At 34.6% G+C, this 26,108-nt stretch carries 23 protein-coding genes and 1 other annotated feature; of the genes, 19 read left to right on the forward strand and 4 right to left on the reverse strand.

What is annotated here, in order from left to right:
• Nucleotides 1-12 precede the first annotated feature (12 nt).
• The 16 genes from N524_RS0109555 (at nt 13) to tuf (ending at nt 18,072) form a co-directional block, all read left to right on the forward strand.
• Nucleotides 13-594 carry a sigma-70 family RNA polymerase sigma factor gene (locus tag N524_RS0109555; protein ID WP_029056347.1) on the forward strand — a complete coding sequence of 194 codons (582 nt, stop codon included), beginning with the start codon at nt 13-15 and terminating at the stop codon, nt 592-594.
• A gap of 118 nt (nt 595-712) precedes the next feature.
• Nucleotides 713-856, forward strand: a complete 144-nt coding sequence (rpmG, locus tag N524_RS13275; RefSeq protein ID WP_026083498.1) for a 50S ribosomal protein L33 — start codon at nt 713-715, stop codon at nt 854-856.
• Nucleotides 857-909: 53 nt separating this feature from the next.
• Entirely contained in the window at nt 910-1,092 is a 183-nt protein-coding gene (gene secE / locus N524_RS0109560; RefSeq protein ID WP_017637530.1) for a preprotein translocase subunit SecE, read from the forward strand.
• Between the two features lie 10 nt (nt 1,093-1,102).
• Nucleotides 1,103-1,651, forward strand: coding sequence for a transcription termination/antitermination protein NusG (nusG, locus tag N524_RS0109565; RefSeq protein ID WP_002451213.1), 549 nt, complete (start codon nt 1,103-1,105; stop codon nt 1,649-1,651).
• A 181-nt stretch (nt 1,652-1,832) separates the two neighbouring features.
• The gene (rplK, locus tag N524_RS0109570; protein WP_017637531.1) at nt 1,833-2,255 is read left to right on the forward strand and encodes a 50S ribosomal protein L11; all 423 of its coding nucleotides are present in this window, start codon (nt 1,833-1,835) and stop codon (nt 2,253-2,255) included.
• A gap of 219 nt (nt 2,256-2,474) precedes the next feature.
• Nucleotides 2,475-3,170: a 50S ribosomal protein L1 gene (rplA, locus tag N524_RS0109575; RefSeq protein WP_029056348.1), complete on the forward strand. Its 696-nt coding sequence runs from the start codon at nt 2,475-2,477 to the stop codon at nt 3,168-3,170.
• Nucleotides 3,171-3,622: 452 nt separating this feature from the next.
• Nucleotides 3,623-3,767: a sequence feature (ribosomal protein L10 leader region), on the forward strand.
• Nucleotides 3,768-3,805: 38 nt separating this feature from the next.
• Nucleotides 3,806-4,306 carry a 50S ribosomal protein L10 gene (gene rplJ, locus N524_RS0109580; RefSeq protein ID WP_017637533.1) on the forward strand — a complete coding sequence of 167 codons (501 nt, stop codon included), beginning with the start codon at nt 3,806-3,808 and terminating at the stop codon, nt 4,304-4,306.
• A gap of 39 nt (nt 4,307-4,345) precedes the next feature.
• Nucleotides 4,346-4,714, forward strand: a complete 369-nt coding sequence (gene rplL, locus N524_RS0109585; RefSeq protein WP_017637534.1) for a 50S ribosomal protein L7/L12 — start codon at nt 4,346-4,348, stop codon at nt 4,712-4,714.
• 157 nt (nt 4,715-4,871) lie between these two features.
• Nucleotides 4,872-5,480 carry a class I SAM-dependent methyltransferase gene (locus N524_RS0109590; protein WP_017637535.1) on the forward strand — a complete coding sequence of 203 codons (609 nt, stop codon included), beginning with the start codon at nt 4,872-4,874 and terminating at the stop codon, nt 5,478-5,480.
• Nucleotides 5,481-5,697: 217 nt separating this feature from the next.
• Nucleotides 5,698-9,249 carry a DNA-directed RNA polymerase subunit beta gene (gene rpoB, locus N524_RS0109595; protein WP_029056349.1) on the forward strand — a complete coding sequence of 1,184 codons (3,552 nt, stop codon included), beginning with the start codon at nt 5,698-5,700 and terminating at the stop codon, nt 9,247-9,249.
• A gap of 158 nt (nt 9,250-9,407) precedes the next feature.
• Nucleotides 9,408-13,004, forward strand: coding sequence for a DNA-directed RNA polymerase subunit beta' (rpoC, locus tag N524_RS0109600; protein ID WP_176745280.1), 3,597 nt, complete (start codon nt 9,408-9,410; stop codon nt 13,002-13,004).
• Between the two features lie 145 nt (nt 13,005-13,149).
• Nucleotides 13,150-13,410 carry a ribosomal L7Ae/L30e/S12e/Gadd45 family protein gene (locus N524_RS0109605; RefSeq protein WP_017637538.1) on the forward strand — a complete coding sequence of 87 codons (261 nt, stop codon included), beginning with the start codon at nt 13,150-13,152 and terminating at the stop codon, nt 13,408-13,410.
• Between the two features lie 89 nt (nt 13,411-13,499).
• Nucleotides 13,500-13,913, forward strand: coding sequence for a 30S ribosomal protein S12 (gene rpsL, locus N524_RS0109610; protein WP_002451222.1), 414 nt, complete (start codon nt 13,500-13,502; stop codon nt 13,911-13,913).
• 71 nt (nt 13,914-13,984) lie between these two features.
• Nucleotides 13,985-14,455 (forward strand): 30S ribosomal protein S7, encoded by a 471-nt coding sequence (gene rpsG / locus N524_RS0109615; RefSeq protein WP_002451223.1) that lies wholly within the window; start codon nt 13,985-13,987, stop codon nt 14,453-14,455.
• A gap of 119 nt (nt 14,456-14,574) precedes the next feature.
• On the forward strand, nt 14,575-16,656 hold the full coding sequence (gene fusA / locus N524_RS0109620; protein ID WP_029056350.1) for an elongation factor G: 2,082 nt from the start codon (nt 14,575-14,577) through the stop codon (nt 16,654-16,656).
• A 231-nt stretch (nt 16,657-16,887) separates the two neighbouring features.
• Nucleotides 16,888-18,072, forward strand: a complete 1,185-nt coding sequence (tuf, locus tag N524_RS0109625) for an elongation factor Tu (RefSeq protein ID WP_017637541.1) — start codon at nt 16,888-16,890, stop codon at nt 18,070-18,072.
• Nucleotides 18,073-18,323: 251 nt separating this feature from the next.
• Here the strand turns inward: tuf and N524_RS0109630 are convergent, their stop codons facing one another.
• A complete protein-coding gene (locus tag N524_RS0109630; RefSeq protein WP_029056351.1) occupies nt 18,324-19,490 on the reverse strand; it encodes a M20 family metallopeptidase in 1,167 nt (388 codons plus the stop codon).
• A gap of 171 nt (nt 19,491-19,661) precedes the next feature.
• On the opposite strand from N524_RS0109630, the gene N524_RS0109635 reads away from it, so the two are divergent.
• From N524_RS0109635 to N524_RS0109645, 3 genes are all read left to right on the forward strand, one after another.
• The gene (locus N524_RS0109635; RefSeq protein ID WP_017637543.1) at nt 19,662-20,849 is read left to right on the forward strand and encodes a glycine C-acetyltransferase; all 1,188 of its coding nucleotides are present in this window, start codon (nt 19,662-19,664) and stop codon (nt 20,847-20,849) included.
• A gap of 66 nt (nt 20,850-20,915) precedes the next feature.
• Nucleotides 20,916-21,434, forward strand: coding sequence for a GNAT family N-acetyltransferase (locus N524_RS0109640; protein ID WP_029056352.1), 519 nt, complete (start codon nt 20,916-20,918; stop codon nt 21,432-21,434).
• 258 nt (nt 21,435-21,692) lie between these two features.
• Nucleotides 21,693-22,640, forward strand: a complete 948-nt coding sequence (locus tag N524_RS0109645) for an ornithine cyclodeaminase family protein (RefSeq protein WP_029056353.1) — start codon at nt 21,693-21,695, stop codon at nt 22,638-22,640.
• 75 nt (nt 22,641-22,715) lie between these two features.
• On the opposite strand, the gene N524_RS0109650 is transcribed toward N524_RS0109645, so the two are convergent.
• The 3 genes from N524_RS0109650 to N524_RS0109660 form a co-directional block, all read right to left on the reverse strand.
• Nucleotides 22,716-23,486, reverse strand: coding sequence for a DeoR/GlpR family DNA-binding transcription regulator (locus N524_RS0109650; protein ID WP_029056354.1), 771 nt, complete (start codon nt 23,484-23,486; stop codon nt 22,716-22,718).
• A gap of 157 nt (nt 23,487-23,643) precedes the next feature.
• The gene (locus N524_RS0109655; RefSeq protein WP_017637547.1) at nt 23,644-24,879 is read right to left on the reverse strand and encodes an MFS transporter; all 1,236 of its coding nucleotides are present in this window, start codon (nt 24,877-24,879) and stop codon (nt 23,644-23,646) included.
• Nucleotides 24,880-24,906: 27 nt separating this feature from the next.
• Nucleotides 24,907-25,974 (reverse strand): zinc-binding dehydrogenase, encoded by a 1,068-nt coding sequence (locus N524_RS0109660; protein WP_029056355.1) that lies wholly within the window; start codon nt 25,972-25,974, stop codon nt 24,907-24,909.
• Nucleotides 25,975-26,108 lie beyond the last annotated feature (134 nt).

The raw sequence follows: 26,108 nt of genomic DNA on the forward strand, positions 1-26,108 counted from the left end.
AAGGCTATTTATATGACACAAGAAAAAGGACAACTAGAACAACAACAAATATCGCCAGATTTGCAAAGATTAGAAATGGATTTAAAAAAGGTTATACACCGATTCAACCCATTAATTATCAAAAGGATTAATTCAATTTCTCAAAATCAATTTGAAAAAGATGATTTATATCAAGAAATCTTGATTAAAATATACAAAGCGCTCAAACGGTATAATTACCAATGTGATGAATCATTTGTAAAATACGTATCATGTTTAATTAAATCTGTGAAATGTGATTATTATAGAAAATGTTTCTCTGATCAAAAGCAATTTAAAAATTTGGTTAATGAATATGTCATAGATTATCAAATTAATATACTTAATCGAGACGAGATAGAGGTCAATTTACAGAGAAAAGAAATAATAGAAGCAATCAATGTGATAAAACAATATTTGACACTTCAAGAACAAAAGGTATTTGATTTATATACTAAAGGTTATAAGCCTAAGGAAATCGCTAACCTATTATCTATTAAAGACAAAGTAGTTTACAATGCGATACAACGTTGTAAAATGAAAATAAGACATCATTTAGAATATAAGTTTAAATAGTGATAATAATATGAATGCAAGAAACGATATAACCTTAATATGACGTATACTAGTTTGACATTCATATTTAGATTTATGTATAGTAGACTGGTATATTAATGAGTAAAGGTGAATGAATGTGAAAAAAGTACCCTTGAATTGTGAAGAGTGTGGCAATAGAAATTATAATGTACCCAAAAAAGAAGGCTCTGCTGAAAGATTGACCCTTAAGAAATACTGTTCAAGATGCAATGCTCATACAGTACATAAAGAATCAAAATAAACAATACGCAGCATGTGATAAAGATATTGTTAAAAGATTTGGAGGTTTTATTAGTGGCTAAAAAAGATAGCTTTTTTCAAGGTGTAAAATCTGAAATGGAAAAGACAAGTTGGCCAACTAAAGAGGAATTATTTAAATACACTGTTATAGTTGTTTCGACAGTAATATTCTTCTTAGTCTTTTTCTATGCCTTAGATTTAGGAATTACAGCGTTGAAAAATTTATTATTAGGTTAGGAGTGGCGACATGTCTGAAGAAGTAGGCGCAAAGCGTTGGTATGCAGTGCATACATACTCAGGATATGAAAACAAAGTTAAAAAGAATCTTGAAAAAAGAGTAGAATCAATGAATATGACAGAACAAATCTTTAGAGTTGTCATACCTGAAGAAGAAGAAACACAAGTTAAAGATGGAAAAGCTAAAAAACTTGTGAAAAAAACATTCCCTGGATATGTACTAGTAGAATTAGTAATGACAGATGAATCATGGTATGTAGTAAGAAATACACCAGGTGTAACTGGATTTGTCGGTTCAGCTGGAGCTGGATCAAAACCTAACCCATTATTACCAGAAGAAGTTCGCTTTATTCTTAAACAAATGGGATTAAAGGAAAAAACAATCGATGTCGAATTAGATGTTGGCGAACAAGTACGCATTAAATCTGGACCATTCGCAAACCAAGTCGGCGAAGTTCAAGAAATTGAAGCGGAAAAATTTAAATTAACAGTGTTAGTTGATATGTTCGGAAGAGAAACACCGGTAGAAGTTGAATTCGATCAAATCGAAAAATTATAGTAAACAAAATTAACATATATAATATATGAAAGTTGAAATTTTACTATTGCTTTCTGAAGTGAAACAGTGTTAAAATAATGTGGTCGCGCTTTTAGAGCGTTCATTTCGTCACGAAATGTTAAGAGTGGGAGGGCAAAACTGAGCCCTGTGACCACATCACGATATCAAGGAGGTGCACATCGTGGCTAAAAAAGTAGAAAAAGTAGTTAAATTACAAATTCCTGCAGGTAAAGCAAACCCAGCACCACCAGTTGGTCCAGCATTAGGTCAAGCAGGTGTGAATATTATGGGATTCTGTAAAGAGTTCAATGCACGTACTCAAGAGCAAGCAGGTTTAATCATTCCGGTAGAAATCAGTGTATATGAAGACCGTTCATTTACATTCATTACAAAAACTCCACCGGCTCCAGTACTACTTAAAAAAGCAGCTGGCGTTGAAAAAGGTTCAGGCGAACCTAACAAAAACAAAGTTGCTTCAGTAACTAAAGATCAAGTACGTCAAATTGCTAATGAAAAAATGCAAGATTTAAATGCTGCAGACGAAGAAGCAGCTATGCGTATTATCGAAGGTACTGCTCGTAGTATGGGTATCACTGTAGAATAATAAACAATCAAATCTAATTTGAAATGAACTGATTCAAACGATAAAAGCAGGTAACAGAATAGGTATAAACAATCCATTTTGTCTATGACATCTTAGCACTCAGTAGCTTGAAAAGGCTGATTCGATTAAGAAACTATCTGTTATCTGCTCTTAACTTGTGGTAGACACAAGTAAATGTGGGAGGAAATTCCGCTAAAACCACTAAAGGAGGAACAATAAATGGCTAAAAAAGGTAAAAAGTATCAAGAAGCAGCTAATAAAGTTGACCGTACACAACACTATAGTGTTGAAGAAGCAATTAAATTAGCTAAAGAAACAAGCATTGCTAACTTTGACGCATCAGTTGAAGTTGCATTCCGTTTAGGAATTGATACACGTAAAAATGACCAACAAATCCGTGGTGCAGTAGTGCTACCAAACGGAACTGGTAAATCACAACGTGTATTAGTATTCGCAAAAGGTGATAAAATCACTGAAGCTGAAGAAGCAGGCGCAGATTACGTAGGTGAATCTAATTACGTACAAAAAATCCAACAAGGTTGGTTCGACTTTGACGTAGTTGTTGCTACTCCAGACATGATGGGCGAAGTTGGTAAACTTGGTCGTGTATTAGGACCTAAAGGTTTGATGCCAAACCCTAAAACTGGTACTGTAACAATGGATGTTAAAAAAGCAGTTGAAGAAATCAAAGCTGGTAAAGTTGAATACCGTGCTGAAAAAGCTGGTATCGTACATGCTTCTATCGGTAAAGTTTCATTTAGCGATGAAAAATTAGTTGAAAACTTCAAAGCTTTACAAGATGTATTAGCAAAAGCTAAACCATCATCTTCTAAAGGTACTTACTTCAAATCTGTTGCTGTAACTACAACAATGGGTCCTGGAGTTAAAGTTGATACTTCTTCATTCAAATTATAATTAATAAATATAACCTAGGGCTGTTAAAGTCCTAGGTTTAATTTTTAAAAACGAAGAAACTCTAAGCATTAAAATGCACTTCGAGAGGAACGCCTGAGCTAAAGCTCATGCTCACAGTAGTTGACTGACCACTCATATCACAGAGCTCATGATTGATCTAGTCAACCTTGTGGAGGCAACACTAAGAAATCAGGTAGATTTTAGAGTTGCTCTCTAAAAAACTCTAAGCATTAAAATGCATTACGAGAGGAACGCCTGAGCTAAAGCTCATGCTCACAGTAGTTAACTGACCACTCATATCACAGAGCTCATGATTGGTCTAGTCAACCTTGTGGAGGCAACACTAAGAAATCAGATAGATTTGAGAGTTGCACTCTAAGAAACTCTAAGCATTAAAATGTTAAGAGTTTCTAAAAAACATATTGACATATTACAATTAAGCAGTTATATTTAATATTGTGATTATTTTACCTAAGACAGTAGGAGTTATTTGATAACTTAAAACATAATCCTACCGAGGCTAAAATTGACTTGAACGTGACTATTAACTTTCAAGCACTTTTTGCCGTGGGTAGAAAGTGCTTTTTTTATTAAACTTAAAAAAAGCACCGAAAAAATTAAATGGAGGTGTCTGAATGTCTGCTATCATTGAAGCTAAAAAACAATTAGTTGATACAATTGCTGATCAACTTAAAAACTCAGTTTCAACAGTGATCGTTGACTACCGTGGTTTAACAGTAGCTGAAGTTACTGAATTACGTAAACAATTACGTGAAGCTGGTGTTGAGTATAAAGTATACAAAAACACAATGGTACGTCGTGCTGCTGAAAAAGCTGGTATCGAAGGCTTAGATGAATTCTTAACAGGTCCTACAGCTATCGCAACTTCAACTGAAGATGTAGTAGCTCCAGCAAAAGTTATTGCAGGATTTGCAAAAGAACATGAAGCGTTAGAAGTTAAAACAGGCGTTATGGAAGGAAATGTTATTTCAGCAGAAGAAGTTAAAACTGTTGGTTCATTACCTTCACACGATGGTCTTGTATCTATGCTTTTATCTGTATTACAAGCTCCAGTACGCAACTTCGCTTATGCGGTTAAAGCTGTTGGAGAACAAAAAGAAGAAAGCGCTGAATAATTGCGCATAAAAAATTAAAAATAACGGAGGAATTATAAAATGGCTAATCAAGAACAAATCATTGAAGCAATTAAAGAAATGTCAGTTTTAGAATTAAACGATTTAGTAAAAGCAATTGAAGAAGAATTTGGTGTAACTGCAGCAGCTCCAGTAGCAGCAGCAGGTGCAGCTGGTGGCGGCGACGCAGCAGCTGAAAAAACTGAATTTGATGTTGAATTAACTTCAGCTGGATCTTCAAAAATCAAAGTTGTTAAAGCAGTTAAAGAAGCAACTGGCTTAGGATTAAAAGACGCTAAAGAATTAGTTGACGGAGCTCCTAAAGTAATCAAAGAAGCTTTACCTAAAGAAGAAGCTGAAAAACTTAAAGAACAATTAGAAGAAGTTGGCGCAACTGTAGAATTAAAATAATTCTAGTTTCCTAACTAAATAATATAGTTACAAATTATATTTGTGACTACATTCTTTGAGAAGTTAAAAACCCCGTTATTGCGATAACGGGGTTTTTAATTCATTTATAATAATTTTTTCAATTAATGTTATACAAAAGACTAATAGAGGTGAAGACATGAGTCATTACTATGATGAAAATCCGGATGTAAAAAGTGATGAAAAACATATCACTTATGAGTGTTATCAACAATCAATAGATTTAATTACAGATAATGGAGTTTTTTCTAGAGATAGAGTTGATTATGGATCTGACTTATTAATTCAAACATTCATAAATAACAATCCACCTGGTCCAAGTAAAACAATTGCTGATGTTGGTTGTGGATATGGTCCAATTGGATTAATGATTGCTAAGGTATCTCCACATCATCATATTACTATGTTAGATGTGAATAGAAGAGCCTTAGAATTAGCTAAAAAGAATAAAAAAAGAAATCACATTGAAAATGCGGATATTTTAGAGAGTGATGGGATGACTCAAGTTGAAGATAACCAATTTGATTTTGTATTAACTAATCCGCCAATCAGAGCGGGCAAAGATGTCGTTCATCGTATTTTTGAAGAAGCTTACCAAAAACTTAAAGTAAGTGGCGAGTTATTTGTCGTCATCCAAAAAAAGCAAGGTATGCCTTCCGCTAAAAAGAAAATGGATGAATTATTTAACAATGTGGAAGTTGTAAATAAAAGTAAAGGGTACTATATATTAAAAAGTTCAAAAGCTTGATTTAAGAGTAGTATTCTGATATAGTTATAAAATGTAAAAATTTATGTTCAATAAGTGTGTACTTTTATGTAAAACAAATAAGTTAAACAAGATAAATAAAGAATAGAAAATGGTGTCATCTGAAGTGTTGCCGTTTTCTTTTTGTCTTTAAATCTTGAGTCTCTCTTTTGTTTTATGAGTAAAAGCAAACCACACAATTTTTGAGGGGTGAATCTGTTTGGCAGGTCAAGTTGTCCAATATGGAAGACATCGTAAACGTAGAAATTACGCGAGAATTTCAGAAGTATTAGAATTACCGAACTTAATAGAAATTCAAACAAAATCTTACGATTGGTTCCTTAAAGAAGGTTTATTAGAAATGTTTAGAGACATTTCTCCGATTGAAGATTTCACAGGTAACCTATCTTTAGAATTTGTAGATTATAGATTAGGTGAACCGAAATACGACTTAGAAGAATCAAAAAACCGTGACGCTACTTATGCTGCACCTCTTCGTGTAAAAGTACGTCTTATTATTAAAGAAACTGGCGAAGTAAAAGAGCAAGAAGTATTCATGGGTGATTTCCCACTAATGACAGATACAGGTACATTTGTTATCAATGGTGCAGAACGTGTTATCGTATCACAATTAGTACGTTCACCATCCGTTTATTTCAATGAAAAACTTGATAAAAACGGCCGTGTAAACTATGATGCAACAATTATTCCTAACCGTGGTGCATGGTTAGAATATGAAACTGATGCAAAAGACGTTGTTTATGTACGTATTGATAGAACACGTAAATTACCATTAACTGTATTACTAAGAGCATTAGGTTTCTCAAGTGATCAAGAAATTGTAGATTTACTAGGTGATAGTGAATACTTACGTAATACATTAGAAAAAGATGGTACTGAAAACACAGAACAAGCATTATTAGAAATTTATGAGCGTTTACGTCCTGGCGAACCACCAACAGTAGAAAATGCTAAAAGCTTATTATATTCACGTTTCTTCGATCCAAAACGTTATGACTTAGCAAGCGTTGGTCGTTACAAAGCAAACAAAAAACTACACTTAAAACACCGTTTATTCAACCAAAAATTAGCAGAACCAATTGTTAATAGTGAAACAGGTGAAATTGTAGTTGAAGAAGGAACAGTTCTTGATCGTCGTAAATTAGACGAAATTATGGACGTTTTAGAATCAAATGCTAATAGTGAAGTATTTGAATTAGAAGGAACAGTTATTGATGAACCAGTTGAAATTCAATCAATCAAAGTATATGTTCCTAATGATGAAGAAGGACGCACAACAACTGTTATTGGTAATGCATTACCAGATTCAGAAGTTAAATGTATTACTCCAGCAGATATCATTTCTTCAATGAGTTATTTCTTTAACTTATTAAGTGGTATCGGTTATACAGATGATATTGACCATTTAGGTAATCGTCGTTTACGTTCAGTAGGCGAATTATTACAAAACCAATTCCGTATTGGTTTATCAAGAATGGAACGTGTAGTTCGAGAAAGAATGTCTATTCAAGATACGGATTCAATTACACCACAACAATTAATCAATATCCGTCCTGTTATTGCATCTATTAAAGAATTCTTTGGTAGTTCACAATTATCACAATTCATGGACCAAGCTAACCCATTAGCAGAATTAACACATAAACGTCGTCTTTCTGCTTTAGGACCTGGTGGTTTAACACGTGAACGTGCACAAATGGAAGTTCGTGACGTACACTATTCTCACTATGGTCGTATGTGTCCAATTGAAACACCAGAGGGTCCAAACATTGGATTAATCAACTCTTTATCTAGTTACGCACGTGTGAATGAATTTGGTTTCATTGAAACACCATATCGTAAAGTAGATTTAGATACGAATGCAATTACTGATCAAATTGACTATTTAACTGCTGATGAAGAAGATAGTTATGTTGTTGCCCAAGCGAACTCTCGATTAGATGAAAATGGCCGTTTCTTAGACGATGAAGTTGTTTGTCGTTTCCGTGGTAATAACACAGTTATGGCTAAAGAAAAAATGGATTACATGGATGTTTCACCTAAACAGGTTGTATCAGCAGCTACAGCATGTATCCCATTCTTAGAAAACGATGACTCTAACCGTGCGTTAATGGGTGCAAACATGCAACGTCAAGCAGTACCATTGATGAACCCTGAAGCTCCATTTGTTGGTACTGGTATGGAACATGTTGCTGCACGTGACTCAGGTGCTGCTATTACAGCAAACCATAGAGGTAGAGTTGAACATGTTGAATCTAATGAAATCTTAGTACGTCGTCTAGTTGAACAAAATGGACAAGAGCACGAAGGTGAATTAGATCGTTATCCATTAGCGAAATTCAAACGTTCTAACTCTGGTACTTGTTATAACCAACGCCCAATTGTTGCTGCTGGTGACATCGTTGAATATAACGAAATACTAGCTGATGGTCCTTCAATGGAATTAGGCGAAATGGCATTAGGCCGTAACGTTGTTGTTGGATTCATGACTTGGGACGGTTATAACTACGAGGATGCTGTAATCATGAGTGAACGTTTAGTTAAAGACGATGTTTACACTTCAATTCATATTGAAGAGTATGAATCAGAAGCTCGTGATACTAAATTAGGACCTGAAGAGATTACACGTGATATTCCTAATGTTTCTGAAAGTGCACTTAAAAACTTAGACGAACGTGGTATCGTTTATGTTGGTGCTGAAGTTAATGATGGAGACATCTTAGTAGGTAAAGTAACACCAAAAGGAGTTACAGAACTTACAGCAGAAGAAAGATTATTACATGCAATCTTTGGTGAAAAAGCACGTGAAGTTCGTGATACATCATTACGTGTGCCACATGGTGCTGGCGGTATCGTTCTAGATGTTAAAGTATTCAATCGTGAAGAAGGCGATGATACATTATCTCCAGGTGTTAACCAATTAGTACGTGTTTATATCGTTCAAAAACGTAAAATTCACGTCGGAGATAAAATGTGTGGTCGACATGGTAACAAAGGTGTCATTTCTAAAATTGTTCCTGAAGAAGATATGCCATATTTACCAGATGGAACTCCAATTGACATCATGTTAAACCCATTAGGTGTACCATCACGTATGAATATCGGACAAGTACTTGAGCTACATTTAGGTATGGCTGCTAAAAACTTAGGTATCCATGTTGCATCTCCAGTATTCGATGGTGCCAACGATGATGACGTTTGGTCAATTATCGAAGAAGCAGGTATGGCTCGTGACGGTAAAACTGTATTATATGATGGTCGTACTGGTGAACCATTCGATAATCGTATTTCAGTTGGTGTTATGTACATGCTTAAACTTGCACACATGGTTGACGATAAATTACATGCGCGTTCAACTGGTCCATACTCATTAGTTACGCAACAACCATTAGGTGGTAAAGCGCAATTCGGTGGACAACGTTTTGGTGAAATGGAGGTATGGGCACTTGAAGCATATGGTGCTGCATACACATTACAAGAAATCTTGACTTATAAATCAGACGATACTGTAGGTCGTGTTAAAACATACGAAGCTATAGTAAAAGGCGAAAATATCTCTAGACCAAGTGTTCCTGAATCATTCCGTGTATTGATGAAAGAATTACAAAGTTTAGGATTAGACGTCAAAGTGATGGATGAGCAAGATAACGAAATCGAAATGGCTGACAACGAAGATGAAGATGTAACTGAACGCAAAGTAGATTTACAACAAAAAGATGCGCCAGAATCACAAAAAGAAACTACTGATTAATATGCACATAGATAACTAGAATATAGGTTGGGGCGACATCAGTGTCGCTCAAACCTTTCTCAAATTCTATATACTATAAATGTAAATCAATCAAATAGCACAGCTAATCTAAATTGAAGGAGGTAGGCTCCTTGATTGATGTAAATAATTTCCATTATATGAAAATAGGATTAGCTTCACCTGAAAAGATTCGTTCATGGTCTTATGGTGAGGTTAAAAAGCCTGAAACAATTAACTATCGTACGTTAAAACCTGAAAAAGATGGTCTTTTCTGTGAAAGAATATTTGGACCTACAAAAGACTGGGAGTGTAGTTGTGGTAAGTACAAACGTGTACGCTACAAAGGCATGGTATGTGATAGATGTGGTGTTGAAGTAACGAAGTCAAAAGTACGTCGTGAAAGAATGGGACACATTGAATTAGCAGCACCAGTTTCACATATTTGGTACTTCAAAGGTATCCCTAGCCGTATGGGTCTATTATTAGATATGTCTCCAAGAGCATTAGAAGAAGTTATTTACTTTGCTTCTTATGTTGTTGTTGACCCAGGTCCAACTGGTTTAGAAAAGAAAACATTATTATCAGAAGCAGAATTTAGAGATTATTATGATAAATATCCAGGTCAATTTGTTGCCAAAATGGGTGCTGAAGGTATCAGAGACTTATTATCAGAAATTGACTTAGATGAAGAACTTAAAACTTTACGTGATGAATTAGAATCTGCAACAGGACAAAGACTTACTCGTGCTATCAAACGTTTAGAGGTAGTTGAATCATTCCGTAATTCAGGTAACAATCCAGCTTGGATGATTTTAGATGTACTTCCAATCATCCCACCAGAAATCCGTCCAATGGTTCAATTAGACGGTGGACGTTTTGCAACAAGTGACTTAAACGATTTATATAGACGTGTTATTAACCGTAACAATCGTTTGAAACGCTTATTAGATCTTGGTGCACCTGGAATCATAGTTCAAAATGAAAAACGTATGTTACAAGAAGCTGTTGATGCTTTAATTGATAATGGTCGTCGTGGCCGTCCTGTTACAGGTCCTGGTAACCGTCCATTAAAATCACTATCACATATGTTAAAAGGTAAACAAGGTCGTTTCCGTCAAAACTTATTAGGTAAACGTGTTGACTATTCAGGTCGTTCCGTTATCGCAGTAGGTCCAAGTCTGAAAATGTATCAATGTGGCTTACCTAAAGAAATGGCACTTGAACTATTTAAACCTTTCGTAATGAAAGAATTAGTTCAACGTGAAATTGCAACAAACATTAAAAATGCGAAGAGTAAAATCGAACGCATGGACGATGAAGTATGGGATGTTTTAGAAGAAGTTATCGTAGAACATCCAGTATTACTAAACCGTGCACCTACACTTCACAGATTAGGTATCCAAGCATTCGAACCAACTTTAGTTGAAGGTCGTGCAATCCGTTTACACCCTCTTGTTACTACAGCATATAACGCTGACTTTGATGGTGACCAAATGGCTGTTCACGTTCCATTATCTAAAGAGGCTCAAGCCGAAGCACGTATGTTAATGTTAGCTGCGCAAAACATCTTGAACCCTAAAGATGGTAAACCAGTTGTTACACCATCACAGGATATGGTATTAGGTAACTATTACCTAACATTAGAACGTAAAGATGCTGTTAACACTGGGGCAATCTTTAATGATACTAACGAAGTGTTAAAAGCATATGCTAATGGCTATGTTCATTTACACACTAGAATTGGTGTACATGCAAGTTCATTCAATAATCCAACATTTACAGATGAGCAAAACAATAAAATTTTAGCTACTTCAGTAGGTAAAATTATCTTTAATGAAATCATTCCTGATTCATTTGCTTATATCAATGAACCAACTCAAGCTAACCTTGAAGGTAAAACACCTGATAAATACTTTGTTGACCCAACAGAGTTAGGTGAAGGTGGATTAAAAGAATTCTTTGAAACTAAAGAATTAACTGAACCATTCAATAAAAAATTCTTAGGTAATATCATTGCTGAAGTATTCAATAGATTTAGTATCACTGATACATCTATGATGCTTGACCGCATGAAAGACCTAGGATTTAAATTCTCATCAAAAGCAGGTATCACTGTTGGTGTATCTGATATCGTGGTATTACCAGATAAAAAAGATATTTTAGATGAGCATGAAAAATTAGTTGATCGTGTAACTAAACAATTCAATCGTGGTTTAATCACTGAAGAAGAACGTTACAATGCTGTCGTTGAAATTTGGACAGATGCTAAGGACCAAATTCAAGGTGAATTAATGCAATCACTTGAAAAAACAAACCCAATCTTCATGATGAGTGACTCTGGTGCCCGTGGTAACGCATCTAACTTTACACAGTTAGCAGGTATGCGTGGATTGATGGCTGCACCATCAGGTAAGATCATCGAACTACCAATCACATCATCATTCCGTGAAGGTTTAACAGTGTTAGAGTACTTCATTTCTACTCATGGTGCGCGTAAAGGTCTTGCCGATACAGCACTTAAAACTGCCGATTCAGGTTATCTTACTCGTCGTCTTGTTGACGTTGCACAAGATGTTATTGTTCGTGAAGAAGATTGTGGTACTGACAGAGGTTTACTTGTTTCAGATATTAGAGAAGGTACAGAAATGATTGAACCATTCATTGAACGTATTGAAGGACGTTACTCAAAAGAAACTATCCGTCATCCTGAAACTGATGAAGTGATTATCCGTCCAGATGAGTTAATCACTGCTGAAATTGCTAAGAAAATTACTGACGCTGGCATTGAACAAATGTACATCCGTTCAGCATTCACTTGTAATACACGTCATGGTGTATGTGAAAAATGTTATGGTAAAAACCTTGCAACAGGTGAAAAAGTTGAAGTGGGTGAAGCAGTTGGTACAATTGCTGCACAATCAATCGGTGAACCAGGTACACAGCTTACAATGCGTACATTCCATACAGGTGGGGTAGCCGGAAGCGATATTACTCAAGGTCTTCCACGTATTCAAGAAATATTTGAAGCACGTAACCCTAAAGGTCAAGCTGTAATCACTGAAATTGAAGGTGTAGTAGAAGATATTAAATTAGCAAAAGACCGTCAACAAGAAATTGTTGTTAAAGGTGAAAATGAAACTAGATCTTATCTAGCTTCAGGAACTTCTAGACTTAAAGTTGAAGTAGGACAATCAGTTGAACGTGGTGAAGTATTAACAGAAGGTTCAATTGAACCTAAAAACTTCTTATCAGTTGCTGGTTTAAATGCTACTGAAAGCTATTTATTAAAAGAAGTTCAAAAAGTTTACCGTATGCAAGGTGTTGAAATTGATGATAAACACGTTGAGGTAATGGTAAGACAAATGTTACGTAAAGTTCGTATCATTGAAGCAGGAGATACTAAGTTATTACCTGGTTCATTAGTTGATATCCACAACTTTACAGATGCTAACAGAGAAGCATTTAAAGAACGTAAACGCCCAGCAACTGCAAAACCAGTATTGCTAGGTATTACAAAAGCTTCTCTTGAAACAGAAAGCTTCTTATCTGCAGCATCATTCCAAGAAACAACTCGTGTACTTACTGATGCAGCTATTAAAGGTAAACGCGATGATTTACTTGGTCTTAAAGAAAATGTAATTATCGGTAAACTTATCCCAGCTGGTACTGGTATGAGACGTTATAGCGATGTTCAATTCGATAAAAACGTAGCTCCAGTTGCTAGTACAGAAGAAGAGGTAGACGTTACCGAATAGTTATTTAATCAAGAGACTAAACGAAAATTTTAGTCTCTTGATTCTTATTTATTTCATAAATGCATGAATAAATATTGACTATTGTAGTCATGTAATGTTACTATATTAAAGGTTGATGCAAGCAGAACTTTGGAGGATATTATAAATGTCTAATGAAAAAGTTGCACGCTTTAACAAACAACAATATGTAGTTGGTCTGAAGGAGACGCTTAAAGCGTTGAATAAAGATCAAGTTACATCATTGATTATTGCTCAAGACGTTGAGGTTCATCTTATGACTCGCGTGTTAAGCCAAATCAATCAAAAAAACATACCATATACACTTTTCTCATCTAAGAAGGATTTAGGAGAATATGTAGGTATTAATGTTAATGCAACAATCGTTGCTATATTGAATGAGAATTAGTAAGTTTTTACTTACTAAATTTTATTTAACCTTAAAATGAACCACCTGGATGTGTGGCATTAAAAAATGAAGAGAGGAGGACATATTCAATGCCAACTATTAACCAATTAGTACGTAAACCAAGACAAAGCAAATCAAAAAAATCTGATTCACCAGCTTTAAACAGAGGTTTTAACAGTAAGAAGAAACAATTCACTGAATTGAATTCTCCACAAAAACGTGGCGTTTGTACTCGAGTGGGTACTATGACACCTAAAAAACCTAACTCAGCGTTACGTAAATATGCACGTGTGCGTTTATCAAATAACATTGAAATCAACGCATACATTCCTGGTATCGGACACAACTTACAAGAACACAGTGTAGTACTTGTACGTGGTGGACGTGTAAAAGACTTACCTGGTGTGCGTTACCACATTGTACGTGGTGCACTTGATACTTCAGGTGTAGACGGACGTAGACAAGGTCGTTCATTATACGGAACTAAAAAACCTAAAAATTAATTTTTAAGATTACGTAAATTTTAAAAATAATGAAACACAATATACTATAATAGGAAGGGAGGATTTACATTATGCCTCGTAAAGGATCAGTACCTAAAAGAGACGTATTACCAGATCCAATTCATAACTCAAAATTAGTTACAAAATTAATTAACAAAATTATGTTAGACGGTAAACGTGGAACAGCTCAAAGAATTCTTTATTCAGCGTTCGACCTAGTTGAAGAACGTAGTGGTCGTCAAGCTATTGAAGTATTCGAAGAAGCAATCGAAAACATTATGCCAGTATTAGAAGTTAAAGCTCGTCGTGTGGGTGGTTCAAACTACCAAGTACCTGTTGAGGTACGCCCAGAACGTCGTTCTACTTTAGGATTACGTTGGTTAGTTAACTATGCGCGTCTTCGTGGTGAAAAAACTATGGAAGAACGTTTAGCTAACGAAATCTTAGATGCAGCAAATAATACAGGTGGTGCAGTTAAGAAACGTGAGGACACTCACAAAATGGCTGAAGCTAACAAAGCATTTGCTCACTACCGTTGGTAAGATTGAAGCTTTTACCCTGAGTGTGTTCCAAACGATTGGTTTACCAATAATGGCTCATGCTTAGGGCATCGCCATATCTAAAGTACTTATTCAGTAATAACTGGAAGGAGAAAAAATACATGGCAAGAGAATTTTCTTTGAAAAATACTCGTAATATCGGTATCATGGCTCACATTGATGCTGGTAAAACTACTACGACAGAACGTATTCTTTATTACACAGGTCGTATCCACAAAATTGGTGAAACTCACGAAGGTGCTTCACAAATGGACTGGATGGAACAAGAACAAGATCGTGGTATTACTATCACATCTGCTGCAACAACTGCAGCTTGGGAAGGCCACCGTGTAAATATTATCGATACACCAGGACACGTAGACTTCACAGTTGAAGTTGAACGTTCTTTACGTGTACTTGACGGTGCGGTTACAGTACTTGATGCTCAATCAGGTGTTGAACCTCAAACTGAAACAGTTTGGCGTCAGGCTACAACATACGGCGTACCTCGTATCGTGTTTATTAACAAAATGGATAAATTAGGAGCAAACTTTGATTATTCTGTAAGCACATTACATGACCGCTTACAAGCTAATGCTGCACCTATCCAATTACCTATTGGTGCTGAAGATGAATTTGAAGCAATCATTGACTTAGTTGAAATGAAATGTTTCAAATACACTAACGACCTAGGTACAGAAATCGATGAAATTGAAATTCCAGATGATCACAAAGAAAGAGCTGAAGAAGCTCGTTCAACATTAATTGAAGCAGTAGCTGAAACTAATGATGAATTAATGGAAAAATATCTTGGTGACGAAGAAATTTCAGTTGAAGAATTAAAAAATGCAATCCGTCAAGCTACAACTGATGTAGAATTCTACCCAGTTCTTTGCGGTACTGCATTCAAAAACAAAGGTGTTCAATTAATGCTTAACGCTGTAATTGATTACCTACCATCTCCTTTAGATGTAAAACCAATCGTTGGTCACCGTGCTAACAATCCTGAAGAAGAAGTAATTGCTAAACCAGACGATTCAGCTGAATTCGCTGCATTAGCATTTAAAGTTATGACTGACCCTTATGTTGGTAAATTAACTTTCTTCCGTGTTTACTCAGGTACTATGAGCTCAGGTTCATATATTAAAAACTCATCTAAAGACAAACGTGAACGTGTAGGTCGTTTATTACAAATGCACGCTAACTCACGTCAAGAGATTGACACTGTTTACTCAGGCGATATCGCTGCTGCGGTAGGTCTTAAAGAAACAGGTACTGGTGATACTTTATGTGGAGAGAAAAACGACATTATCTTGGAATCAATGGAATTCCCAGAACCAGTTATCCACTTATCAGTTGAACCAAAATCTAAAGCTGACCAAGATAAAATGACTCAAGCTTTAGTTAAATTACAAGAAGAAGACCCAACTTTCCATGCACATACTGACGAAGAAACTGGACAAGTTATCATCGGTGGTATGGGTGAGTTACACTTAGATATCTTAGTTGACCGTATGAAGAAAGAATTTAACGTTGAATGTAATGTTGGTGCGCCAATGGTTTCATATCGTGAAACATTCAAGCAATCAGCACAAGTTCAAGGTAAATTCTCTCGTCAATCAGGTGGTCGTGGTCAATATGGTGATGTTCATATTGAATTCACACCTAATGAAACTGGTGGCGGTTTCGAATTCGAAAATGCTATCGTTGGTGGTGTAGTTCCTCGTGAATACATTCCATCAGTAGAAGCTGGTCTTAAAGATGCTATGGAAAATGGTGTTCTTGCTGGTTATCCATTAATTGATGTTAAAGCTAAATTATATGATGGTTCATACCATGATGTCGATTCATCTGAAATGGCCTTCAAAATTGCTGCATCATTAGCACTTAAAGAAGCTGCTAAAAAATGTGATCCAGTTATCTTAGAACCAATGATGAAAGTAACTATCGAAATGCCTGAAGAATACATGGGCGATATCATGGGTGACGTAACATCTCGTCGTGGACGTGTTGATGGTATGGAACCTCGTGGTAATGCACAAGTTGTAAATGCTTATGTACCACTTTCAGAAATGTTCGGTTACGCAACTTCATTACGTTCTAACACTCAAGGTCGCGGTACTTACACTATGTACTTTGACCACTATGCAGAAGTTCCAAAATCAATTTCTGAAGAAATCATTAAGAAAAATAAAGGTGAATAATATAACTTGTTTTTACTAGCTATGCTAGGTTAAAATACAGGTTGAGCTTAGTTATAGGCTAATCACTTTTATGAATTGATTTTTATGGGTAAATGCATTATAAAGGAAGTATGAATTGAGTAATACTTCTTTTAGACTCAACTTAATCAATCATCTTCTCATGATGGTGAGAAACTATCATGAGAGATAAATTTGAAAATAACTTTTATTAAGAATAGGAGAGATTTAATAATGGCAAAAGAAAAATTTGATCGCTCAAAAGAACATGCCAATATTGGTACTATCGGTCACGTTGACCATGGTAAAACTACTTTAACAGCTGCAATCGCAACTGTATTAGCTAAAAACGGTGACACTGTTGCACAATCATATGACATGATTGACAACGCACCAGAAGAAAAAGAACGTGGTATTACAATCAATACTGCACACATCGAATATCAAACTGACAAACGTCACTACGCTCACGTTGACTGCCCAGGACACGCTGACTATGTTAAAAACATGATCACTGGTGCTGCTCAAATGGACGGCGGTATCTTAGTTGTATCTGCAGCTGACGGTCCAATGCCACAAACTCGTGAACACATTCTATTATCTCGTAACGTTGGTGTACCAGCTTTAGTTGTATTCTTAAACAAAGTTGATATGGTAGACGACGAAGAATTATTAGAATTAGTAGAAATGGAAGTTCGTGACTTATTAACTGAATATGACTTCCCAGGTGACGACGTACCTGTAATCGCTGGTTCTGCATTAAAAGCATTAGAAGGCGACGAAAAATACGAAGAAAAAATCTTAGAATTAATGCAAGCAGTTGATGACTACATTCCAACTCCAGAACGTGATTCTGACAAACCATTCATGATGCCAGTTGAGGACGTATTCTCAATCACTGGTCGTGGTACTGTTGCTACAGGCCGTGTTGAACGTGGTCAAATCAAAGTTGGTGAAGAAGTTGAAATCATCGGTTTACATGACACTTCTAAAACAACTGTTACTGGTGTAGAAATGTTCCGTAAATTATTAGACTACGCTGAAGCTGGTGACAACATCGGTGCATTATTACGTGGTGTTGCTCGTGAAGACGTACAACGTGGACAAGTATTAGCTGCTCCAGGTTCAATCACACCTCATACAAAATTCAAAGCGGAAGTTTACGTTTTATCTAAAGATGAAGGTGGACGTCATACTCCATTCTTCAGTAACTACCGCCCACAATTCTATTTCCGTACTACTGACGTAACTGGTGTAGTTAACTTACCAGAAGGTACTGAAATGGTTATGCCTGGTGACAACGTTGAAATGACAGTTGAATTAATCGCTCCAATCGCGATTGAAGACGGTACTCGTTTCTCAATCCGTGAAGGTGGACGTACTGTAGGATCAGGCGTTGTAACTGAAATCCACGAATAATTTATTATTCGATATAATTAAAGGCCCCGTTTAGGGGTCTTTTTTATTTATAAAATATGTACTTTGAATTTTGCCTATATACCTCGTATTCAGCTAATTACGAATTATACATACTCCATAATTAAGTTCAATATTACATATGAAATGTGTTAGCTTTTATATACAAAAACACCTCTAAATGAATGATTATTAATCATTTAGAGATGTTTGTAAGTTCATAATTATTTCAGGATAGATATCGGTTTATATTTTTAAAAAACTTTTTCAATTTCTAATATTTTTAAGAATTCACTTGCTGCATATTTGAATGCTGATTCATCTATATCAAAGTAGGGATTATGATGTGGTGCTGTGATCTGTTTATCTTTATTGCCACAACCTGTTAAGAAGAAAGCCCCAGGTCTCACTTTTAAATAATGTGAAAAATCTTCCCCAATCATCATTAAATCAGATTCATTAAAGCGTAAATGCATATCGTTAGCTGCTTGTTTAACAACTTCATAGGCTTGATCATGATTATGAAGAGGTAAATACCCTTTAATATAGTTAAAATCATATGTGATATCATTTGCTAATGCCAAACCCTGTAGTAATTTATCCATCTTTTGTTTAACATGACTTTGAATTTGTGTATCAAATGTACGCACTGTCCCTTTACAAAATGCACTATCTGGTATAACACTATCTGATGAACCAGCCTGTACCATACCAAATGTTAAAACAGCTTGTTTTACAGGATCTATAGTGCGTGAGATGATTTTTTGAGCACTTAAAATAAACTCAGCTATAATAACAATAGGATCAATAGTTTCTTGTGGTTTAGCGCCGTGGCCGCCTTTACCTTGAATTGTAATACTAAATTCATCTGGTGAAGCCATAATTGGACCTGGTCGTGAATATATGGTTCCTGTTGGATAGCCACTCCAAAGATGCGTACCGTAAATTTTATCTACGTCTTTTAAACAACCATCATTAATCATTTCTTGAGAACCACCAGGCATAATTTCCTCACCATATTGAAAGATAAAAACGACATTACCTTTAAGTAGGTGACGATGCTCATTTACTATTTCAGCAACACCTAATAGTATGGCTGTATGACCATCATGTCCACACGCATGCATACAACCATCGTTTTTAGATTTATAAGACACATCATTTAGTTCTTGAACTGGTAATGCATCAAAATCAGCACGAAATGCGATAGTCGGTCCATTTTCTTTTCCTTTAAAAGTTGCTTTAATTCCGTTTCTACCTACTGGAGTTTGAATGTCACATGACAATTGGCTAAGTTGATTAACTATATAGTCATGTGTTTGCTTCTCTTCAAAAGAAAGTTCAGGATATTGATGTAAATAACGTCGCAGTTGAATCATTCTTTTTTCTTTTTTACTAGCCAATTGAAACCAATCAAACAAAACGATCACTTCTTCCGTATTATTATGATAATTAGTATATCACTATCTAATGTTACAAAATAGTTGAAAATGAATATTTATTTTTTAAAATTACCACGAGTGATAGGGCTTTCATGAAAGGCTAAATTGATGTATTATAAAGACAAATAGAGAAACAAGGGGGATATCGTTGTGGTTCAATCACTACATGATTTTTTAGATGAAAACATTAATTATTTGAAAGAAAATGGTTTATACAATGAAATAGATTCAATTGAAGGTGCTAATGGTCCAGAAATTAAAATTGAAGGTAAAACTTATGTCAATTTAAGTTCAAATAACTATTTAGGATTAGCAACAAATGAAGATTTAAAAGAAGCTGCTAAAGCTGCGATTGATACACATGGTGTTGGTGCTGGTGCTGTACGTTCTATTAACGGTACGTTAGATTTACATGATGAATTAGAAGAAACATTAGCTAAATTTAAAGGTACAGAAGCTGCAATTGCATACCAATCTGGATTTAATTGCAATATGGCTGCGATTTCAGCTGTAATGAATAAAAATGACGCTATTCTGTCTGATGAATTGAACCACGCTTCAATTATTGATGGTTGTCGTTTATCTAAAGCGAAAATTATTCGTGTGAATCATTCAGATATGGATGATTTAAGAGCAAAAGCTAAAGAAGCTGTAGAATCAGGTCAGTATAATAAAGTAATGTATATCACTGATGGTGTGTTTAGTATGGATGGCGATGTTGCTAAACTGCCTGAAATTGTTAAAATAGCTGAAGAATTTGGTTTATTAACTTATGTAGATGATGCACATGGCTCTGGTGTAATGGGTAAAGGTGCTGGTACGGTTAAACACTTTGGCTTACAAGATAAAATTGATTTCCAAATTGGTACATTATCTAAAGCAATTGGTGTTGTTGGAGGTTATGTTGCAGGAACTAAAGAATTAATTGACTGGTTAAAAGCACAATCTCGTCCATTCTTATTCTCTACATCATTAGCGCCTGGAGATACAAAAGCTATTACAGAAGCAGTTAAAAAATTAATGGCTTCAACTGAATTGCATGATCAATTATGGGAAAATGCTCAATATCTTAAAGATGGTTTAGCAAAACTAGGATTTGATACAGGTGAATCAGAAACACCAATTACACCAGTTATTATTGGTGATGAAAAAGATACGCAAGCATTCAGTAAACGATTAAAAGAAGAAGGTATATATGTTAAGTCAATCGTATTCCCTACAGTGCCAAAAGGTACGGGTAGAGTAAGAAATATGCCTACAGCAGCACATACTAAAGAAATGTTGGATAAAGCTTTAGCTGCTTACGAAAAAGTAGGAAAAGAACTTAACATTATTTAATATAAGAATAATAAATAAAGCACTCATTAACTGTGAGTGCTTTTTTAATATCTTGAGGTGAACATTATGGATGTTGTAGATGAACTACGCCAACTTGATTATAAAGATGAACAATTATTCCTACAATATATTAATGAGTGGTACGAACATAATGAGAAGATTGTACCTGGTAATACAGATTTAAAGAAGTATACTAGTTTCAAAGACATGGTGGATTATATTAATCAACCTAAACCTAGGGAAGATTGGGTTGAAACCAGTACATTTTTTTATTTTAAAAATGGAAAAATTGTAGGAGCGGTTAACATTAGATATGAACTTAACGAACAATTAACTCGTATTGGCGGTCATGTAGGGTATGGTGTAGCAAAATCACAACGTGGTAAAGGCTATGCGACTGTTATGTTAGGAAAAGCGATAGATATTTTAAAAACGTATCAAATAAAAAATGTGCTAATGACGTGTAATCCTAAAAATTTTGCATCACAAAAAGTTATAAAATCATATGGAGGATACGAAATAGAACCATATATCAAAAAGAATGGATTACCAGTTAAAAGATATCATATACCTATTAATAACTAAAAAAAGCCAAAAAAAATCATTCTCCAGTGTAGGAGAATGAATGTCGTCAAAAGTTAAATTAAATAGTTTTGTTTAGTTAAACAAAATCGCAGAGATAGTTAAGACACAATAATGTCCAACTGTCTCTTTATTTATGTTTTTAAGAATAGCATGAATACAGTTTGAGAACAATATAAACTTTAATTTGCCAACATTTTTTTATAAAATATCGGGTATTAGGTATATAAATGAATAATTAAATTTTATGGAGGAAAAGGAATGCTATATTTAAATGAAAAAGATCAACAACAATTATTAAATATGCGTGAAGTAATAGATGAAGTAGGAGAATCCTTGAAAGCTTTTTCAGAAGGTAAGACTGAAACACCATTACGATATTCAATTCCTTTTAATGATGAAAATAGATATTTAGTTATGCCTGCGTTATCTGATGTCTTAAAAATTGTGGGATTAAAAACAGTTACATTTGCACCTAAAAATCCTGAAAAAGGTAAATCAACTATCAGTGGATCAGTAATTTTGAGTGATTATGAGACAGGTGAAACGTTATCAGTCCTAGATGGAGGCTATTTAACTAAAATCAGAACAGGTGCAATTTCTGGTGTAGCAACAAAATATTTAGCTAGGGAAGATGCACGTACTTTATGTGTAATTGGTGCAGGAGAACAAGCAGAAGGATTAATTGAAGCTGTTTTAGCTGTTAGAGATATTGATACTATTCATTTTGCAAGTAGAACGACGGAAAAAGCTGAGCGTTTAGCAAAACAGTCACAAACAACATATGATGTTAACGTAAAAGTATTTGAAAATGCTGATGAAGCAATAGAAGGTGCAGATATTGTTGTGACAGCTACTAATTCTTCACATCCTGTGTTTAGTCGAACTTTAGAAGCGGGTGTACATCTCAATGCGGTAGGTTCTTTTAAACCAGATATGCAAGAATTACCTTCTGAATCAATGAAAGTAGCAGATAAAATTATTGTTGAATCTACAGAAGCTGCAATGGAAGAAACAGGAGATTTAAAAATTCCTGAACAAGAAGGCATATTATCTCAAGAATCACTTTATGCAGAACTTGGTGACATTGTTGCTGGGAATAAACAAGGACGTATGAATGATAACGAAATCACTTTATTTAAATCAGTGGGCTTAGCAATTGTAGACATTGTAGTTGCCAATTATTTTTATAAAAAAGCTCAACAATAAAAATAAAGTGAGGTGGAAAATGTACAATTTCTACCTCACTTCTTTATTTTTGTATGCGATAGTAAAATTTTTGCTTTATTGATAATCACTTGGATTAATGGCGATCACATTAGGAATTACTTTTTTGTATTCTTGTAAATCTTCATGATTATCAGTAATCAACGTAGTAATTTTGTTAGTTGGACAAACTTGATAAAATGCTACTTTATTTAACTTTGAACTATCTGTTAACATGTAAACCTCTTTAGACTGATAAACCATTTGGCGTTTAGCATCTACGAATTCTTCGCTGTAGTGCGTCACGCCTTTTAATGCATCCATAGCAGGTGTAGCTAAAAATGCTTTCATAGAATTAAATGATTGCAAGGTTTGAGTAGTAATTAATCCATTTAATACATAATTATTATGATAAAGTGTACCACCAGTGACAATCACTTTATGGTTAGAAGAATGAAGAATAGAAGCAATATGAATGTCATTAGTGATAATAGTTAAATTTTGCTTTTGTAAAATAGCTTTTGCAAATAATAGAGTGGTAGAACCTGAATCAATAATTAATGTATCTCCATCATCTACAAATTCAGCAGCTTTGTATCCTATACCTAATTTTTCATAATAGTAAGAAGTTTGTCTATCATCGAAATTTAATTCACTATAAACATTTTCATTATTTAGTACGACACCACCATGGGTACGTCTGATTTGGTTGTATTGTTCAAGTTTTACTAAGTCACGACGAATCGTTGCATCGTGTACGTTAAATTCTGTTGCTAATGTATGAACAGTAGCAGTTTTATATTTAGTTAAATAAGCAATGATTTTTTGTTCTCTTTCAGCAGGTAACATATAAAACGTCTCCATTCAGTAATTTTGATAATAAAAATGATAAGATTAAGTCGATTTTAATTATAGTATATCAAATACATAATAAAGGCTGTAGATGAAAGTATGACAATGAAATGATCATCATATATTCAGTCTACAGCCTATAAATTATTTAACGTTATTCCGTTTCACCATATTGTTGACTCTTCGGCATTTTAATGAAGAATGTTAGGATTGTACTAATAAAGTATATAATTCCTAAAATCCAAATTACACCTAAATCTCCAAGTGGCTCTAAGAAAATTCTAACTATCATTGGTCCTATGAATACTGGTAAACCAGCACCTAAGTTTAAGATTGAAAGTGTTGCGCCTTTATCTTTTTTAACAAGTGAAGGAATTAATGCAGTTAATGGTACATAAGCTGCAATAAAGATTCCCCAAGCAACGCCAACAATTGTTAATAAAATAATGTTACCGTGTGACCATATTGGGACATAACCCATTAATAGACAAGAAACACCACTACCGATACCACCAAAGATCATTACAGTATTACGCCAACCAATTTTATCTCCAATAATACCCCAAATAAGGTTGAATACGATATTACCGAAGAAGATAGCAGACCAAACAGCTAACCATTTTGAAGTTGGTATTCCGTATGATTCTAGATATAAAGGTAAGAAAATAGGGAATGCAAATTGTGCAGTAGTGTTAATAACACGAACAATACCACCTAATAATACTTTTGGTTCTTCAACTACAATAGTGAAACCTTTCATCATTTCTTTTAATTTAGCTTTAGCATTACTTTTATCTGTAGGTAATTTATCTCTATTTAAGACAATAGCTAAAAAGCCACCTAAAATTACCCAGAATAATGAACTCCATAATGTTCCAATATGACCTAAGTATTTAATCGCATAGATAGAATAAAACGCACCTAATACGTTTAGTCCACCAGTAAATACTAGCCAGAACCAACCAACAGCTGCACCCAATGTGCGTTGTTCTGAACGGTATGAAATCCATACTAAGAATGAATATGCAAATAATGGATAACCTAAACCGCGTAGTGCATAAGCTGGATACATAATTGCTAAGTTTTCAGATGGTAATGCAATACCAACGAAACAAATAGTTCCTATAATGTATAAAATCAAGCCGATAAACATTGTACGTTTACCACCGAATGCTTCAGCAAATACGCCACTAAACCAACTTGCAATTGCGACTGTGATACCATAACAACCAAATAGCCAACTCACTTCATTAGAGCTGAAACCATTATGTTGTAAATAAGGACTTAACCAACCAATTTCTAGGCCGTCTCCCATCATAAATATTAAAATCCCTATGTAACCCCAAACAATTTGTTTGGGCATACCTAAAAATGTTGTCTTATTCATCATTTGTTATCTCCCCTTAGATACAATGGTTTATGACCAGTGATATCTTAAATAAGTTTTTTTCCAACCTTTGTGAGCAGCAGTATCATCCATTGCTTTTTTCAAATCCTCTGTACTATGGATATCATAGTAATCATCAGGGATTAATTTTTTAAGTGCTTGTTGATAGTCTTTATTTTCGAATGAAGCAATTAATTGTTCGAATTCATGTTTAGTACTTCTTGAACTACCTGAAAGTGTTAAACCTTTTTCTAATACGTCACGTGTATTAATACCTACTAAATCTTCTGTTACACCCATTAACACGATTTGACCTTGTCTATCGATTAAGTCAATTGCTTGGTTAATAGCAGATTCAGAGAATTTTCCACCGCAACATTCAAATACGGTATGAACACCTTTATGACTATTGAAATCATAATCATTAACTAGATGTGTAGTTGCAAAGTTTTCAAATGATTTTAATTTTTCTTCAATAGCACCGAAGACAATTAAGTTTTCTTGTTCAATACCATAAATATAATGTAAAGCTGTTGCAGCTAAATATCCAACTGGTCCGTCACCAAATACAGCTACTTGTGGAGAAGATTTAGTTGTGATTTCTTTTAATTGATTGATTGGGAATAATGATACTGAACAAAGTTCAGCTAATAACGCAACATCTTCATCTAATGTATCTGGAATTTTAACGATGTTGTCACCAGGTACTACCATTCTATCTTGGCAAATACCATCATAACCGCTACCCATAAATACGGCATTTTCATCATAGTTATCAAGTAAATCTGTTTCTTCAAAATCACCAGCTCTTAAACGAGAAGGAATATTAGGAACGATAACTACTTTATCTCCTTTTTGATAATCAGGATGTTTAGAATCTTCAATAGTACCGATACCTTCGTGGAATAATGCCATTGGTAATTTTTTATCTAGTGCTTCTTTACGTCTATTACCTGTGTAATATCTTAAGTCAGCGTGACAGACACTTGCTTTTTCTGGATTAACAATAACATCACCATCTCTAAACTCATGATTTATTGTTGTATATTCAAATTCGCCTGGTTGAATAAGACGATATGCTTTTGATTCAATGCTCATTTCTGTTCATCTCCCTTTAATTTCTGTTCATTTTTATTTATGTAAATAATGGTAAACGCTTACAGTCATTTGTGTCAATGGTTTTTGCACAAAAATGTTTGTTTTGATGCTTTTTTATGTTTTTTTATTGATTT

This window comes from Staphylococcus sp. URHA0057, assembly GCF_000620265.1.
GTDB lineage: Bacteria > Bacillota > Bacilli > Staphylococcales > Staphylococcaceae > Staphylococcus > Staphylococcus pasteuri.